Origin of the sequence: Pengzhenrongella sp., assembly GCF_036565025.1 — a bacterium.
In the GTDB taxonomy this organism is placed as follows: domain Bacteria; phylum Actinomycetota; class Actinomycetes; order Actinomycetales; family Cellulomonadaceae; genus Pengzhenrongella.
This window is the reverse complement of record NZ_DATCNW010000379.1, coordinates 1-2,863: the sequence shown is the minus strand read 5'-3', so window position 1 is coordinate 2,863 and position 2,863 is coordinate 1. Positions and strand designations below refer to the sequence as shown.

The following is a 2,863-nucleotide window of genomic DNA, read 5'->3' as shown; positions in this document are numbered from 1 at the left end:
GTCGCGGCGGTCAGCTTGTCGAGCACCGACGTGAGCACCGCCGAACGGGCCGAGTCGAGGCTCGGCGGCAGGACGGCGCGCATGGCCCGGAGCGCGGCGATGAGCGCGACGGCCTCTCGCGTGCCGAGGCGCAGCGGGCGCGTCATGCCGCGCGACTCGACGAGGCGGACCACGCCCTCGTCGTACGACGCCGCGTCGAAGTCGATCAGGTCGTGCGGCCAGTACCCGGGGGTGCCGGTGACCCACAGGGTGTCGATGTCAGCCACGACCTGGCGCGTGCTCACCCCGAACTGGTCGGCCAGCCGCTCGACCGGCACCCCGGCCTGCCGGTCGAGGTAGGTGATCATGCCGAGCATCCGCAGCAGCCGGTCGCTCGCGCGCTCAGCCATCGGAGCCGCCCGGGGTGGGTGCCGCGTCCAGCGCGGCGGCGGCGCGCAGCCGTCGCAGCACGGCCTCGCGCAGGTCGCGTGGTGCGAGCACGACGACGGCGTCGGCGTACCCGGCGACCTCGTCGGCCAGGTCGGAGGTGCCGGTGAACGAGACCCGCACCACGTCGCGGTGCGCGAGCAGCGGGACCGCCCGCGCCACCTCGGCGACGTCGTCGGGCGCGTCGGGTGTGCCGGCGGGAACCTCGGACGAGACGGCGCGCGAGCGCAGCGCGCTCGCGCGCTCGGGCCACAGGGCGAGGGTCGCGACGCGAACCGGGTCGTTCGACCGGCTCCCGAGCACGGCAGAGGCGTCCAGGTCGGCCGGGATCTGGTACGAACCGGGCTCGCCGAGCGGGCGCACGCGACCCTCGATGCGACTGAGCCGGAACGAGCGCGGGGCATCCCGGTCCCGGTCGCGCCCGACGACATACCAGCCGCCGCCCCGGGCGAGCAGCCGCCACGGCTCCACGACGCGCTCGCGGACGTCACCGGTGTTCGCCGCGCGGTAGGTGAACGTGACCGCCTGGCGCGCCTGGACGGCGTCGAGCAGCGGCCCGAAGGTGTCACCCGCGGCGCGCACGCGCGGGGCGAGGCCCGCGACCAGGTCCGTGCCGGCCGGAGCCGTGCCGACCGCGCGGAGCTTGGCCAGGGCGCGCGCGGCGTCGGTGCGCAGCGACTTGTCCTGCCAGAACTGGACCGCGAGCGAGAGCACGCCGAGCTCGCCCGCGGTGAGCTCGATGGCGGGCAGCGCGTACGCCTCCTGGTCGACGCGGTAGCCGACGTCCTCGGTGTGCCCGCTGCCGGCGACGACCAGGATCGGGATCCCGAGCTCGCGCAGCGCACCCTTGTCCCGCTCGAACATGCGCTCGAACGCGTCGTTGGTCCGCGCATCGGAGTAACCCGCGACAGTGGAGCGGATCTGCTCCTTCGTCAGCTTGCCGGCCGTGTTGACCAGGGCGATGACGAGGTTGAGCAGCCGCTCGGCGGGATGGGTCTGTACAGGCATCAGCACCACGCTAGTCGGCCGAGCCCCGCCACGAGCCCTCTCTGCCCCCCGACTCCCCCACAACCCTCACCTGGGCTTGGGAAATCGGGGCGGGTGGGGGCCGGTAGCGTGATGCGGTGATTACCTGGCGAGAAGGTTTTGTGGTGTCGCGCAAGGCGGCGTGGTCCGGAGCGATCGAGGTACGGGTGCGGCTCGGGCCCTGGAGCGACGGCGAGAAGCCCACGGCGGCGCAGGCGGCGGCCATCGCGGCGGCCTACGCGACGATCGACAAGCAGTTCGGCAACGGCAAGCCGCGCCCCCCGGAGGTGCTGCCCGACGGCACCGAGGTCCGCGCTCTCGCCTATCCCGAGCTCGTCGGGAACCCCCAGGTGGACGACCGGGTGCTGCTCAACGTCTCCGCGCTCGCCCGCGGGCTCGGCACCGGCGGCTACGGCCTCGTCGTCGCGCTCCCGGACGCCCTGCCCAGGGACCCCCAGCCGGGGCCGGGACACCTCGTCAAGGCGCGGTACACCCCGCTGCAGGCACTCGTGCTCGGGGTCGACGAGCAGGAGTCCGCCCATCACGCCACGCTGCGCGACGCCGACGACCTGGCCGGCCTGCCGGTCGTGGTCGCCGACCTGCACTCCGCGCTGCCGGCCGTCATCGCGGGGGCGCGGCACGCCGCCGCGCTCGCGGGCCGCCCGGCCCCGAAGGTCGCCTACGTCATGACCGACGGCGGCGCGCTGCCGGCGTGGTTCTCCCGGAACGTCTCCGCGCTGCGCGACGCCGGCTGGATCACGTCCTGCCTCACCGCGGGCCAGGCGTTCGGCGGGGACCTCGAGGCCGTCACGGTGCACACCGCGCTGCTCGCCGCGCGGCTGGTGGTCGGGGCCGACCTGGTCGTCGTCGCGCAGGGGCCGGGGAACCTCGGGACCGGCACCAAGTGGGGGTTCTCCGGCGTCGCCGCGGGCGAGGCGGTGAACGCCGCGGGGACGCTCGGCGGACGCCCGGTCGCCGCGCTGCGGGTGTCGGGCGCCGATGCGCGCGAGCGGCACCTCGGCATCTCGCACCACTCGCTGACCGCGTACGGCCGGGTGGCGCTCGCGCCGGCCGACGTCGTCGTCCCCTCGTTCGACGGCGACCTCGCGGACCTGGGTGCTCGGGTGCAGCTGCAGGCGCTCGCGCTCGGCGCGCCGGACGGCCGGCACCGGCTCGTCCCGGTCGACGCCGGGGCGGACCTGCTCGGCGCGCTCGCGGACACCCCGGTCAAGCTCTCGACCATGGGGCGCGGGCTCGACGCGGACCCCGCGGCGTTCCTCGCGGCCGCGGCCGCCGGCGCACACGCCGTCGGGCTGCTCGCCGGCGACAGCTGAGCGCGCCACCGCCCCGCGACCGGCGCGCGGCTCAACCTCTCCACCCGCAACGTCCGAGCGTTGACGTCCTATAGGAC

Annotated in this window: 2 protein-coding genes and 1 pseudogene; 1 reads left to right on the top strand and 2 read right to left on the bottom strand. The window is 75.5% G+C overall.

The window, feature by feature from the left end:
- Both VIM26_RS21600 and VIM26_RS21595 read right to left on the bottom strand, forming a co-directional pair.
- Positions 1 to 389: pseudogene (locus VIM26_RS21600) on the bottom strand (WYL domain-containing protein); the annotation flags it as partial.
- Complete coding sequence (locus tag VIM26_RS21595; RefSeq protein ID WP_331955115.1) at positions 382 to 1,434, bottom strand: helix-turn-helix transcriptional regulator; 1,053 nt, start codon at positions 1,432 to 1,434, stop codon at positions 382 to 384. The pseudogene VIM26_RS21600 and the gene VIM26_RS21595, both read right to left, overlap by 8 nt.
- A 116-nt stretch (positions 1,435 to 1,550) precedes the next feature.
- Here VIM26_RS21595 and VIM26_RS21590 point away from each other — a divergent pair, with 116 nt between their 5' ends.
- Positions 1,551 to 2,786: a DUF3866 family protein gene (locus VIM26_RS21590; protein WP_331955113.1), complete on the top strand. Its 1,236-nt coding sequence runs from the start codon at positions 1,551 to 1,553 to the stop codon at positions 2,784 to 2,786.
- Positions 2,787 to 2,863: the final 77 nt, after the last annotated feature.